The organism is Vibrio sp. 10N.222.49.C9 (genome assembly GCF_041474985.1).
Classification (GTDB): domain Bacteria; phylum Pseudomonadota; class Gammaproteobacteria; order Enterobacterales; family Vibrionaceae; genus Vibrio; species Vibrio crassostreae_C.
In genome coordinates this window covers 1-501 of sequence record NZ_JBFRVD010001650.1, presented here as the reverse complement: position 1 = coordinate 501, position 501 = coordinate 1, and the positions used below count along the sequence as shown (strand labels likewise).

Here is a 501-nt window from a genome sequence, read left to right as displayed (position 1 = left end):
AGGTGACAGCGTTTAGGGTCGATACCGATAGCGTACTTGTCGCCTGGTTCAACTTGTAGTGTGTCTGGTTGACGGAAGTTGATGTCGGTGTCAGCACTTTCTACCGATAGGTAAACTTGAGTCTCTTGACCCAGTTTTTCCACGATAGTCACTTCACCTTCGATGGTTGCCTCTGAAGAGTCCGACATCAGTAGATGCTCAGGACGAATACCAAGAGACATACGGTCGCCAACATTAACGGTTGTGCCATCTACAGGGATGTTGAAGGCTACTTTGTTTTCTAGCTCAACTTTCACATATTCTGCTGTAGCTTCAAGTGCGTGAATACTGATGAAGTTCATCTTAGGAGAGCCGATGAAGCCTGCTACAAAGCGGTTGTGCGGGTAGTGGTATAGATCTAGAGGTTTACCTACCTGAGATACGTAACCGCCGTCTAGGACCACAATCTTGTCGGCCATCGTCATTGCTTCAACCTGATCGTGTGTTACGTAGATCATAGTG

Annotated in this window: 1 protein-coding gene; it reads right to left on the bottom strand. The window is 47.1% G+C overall.

Translation table 11 applies throughout. From position 1 onward, the window contains the following. A partial coding sequence (locus AB4585_RS29665; RefSeq protein WP_372172429.1) for a TOBE domain-containing protein occupies nt 1-501 on the bottom strand: 501 nt, incomplete at both ends.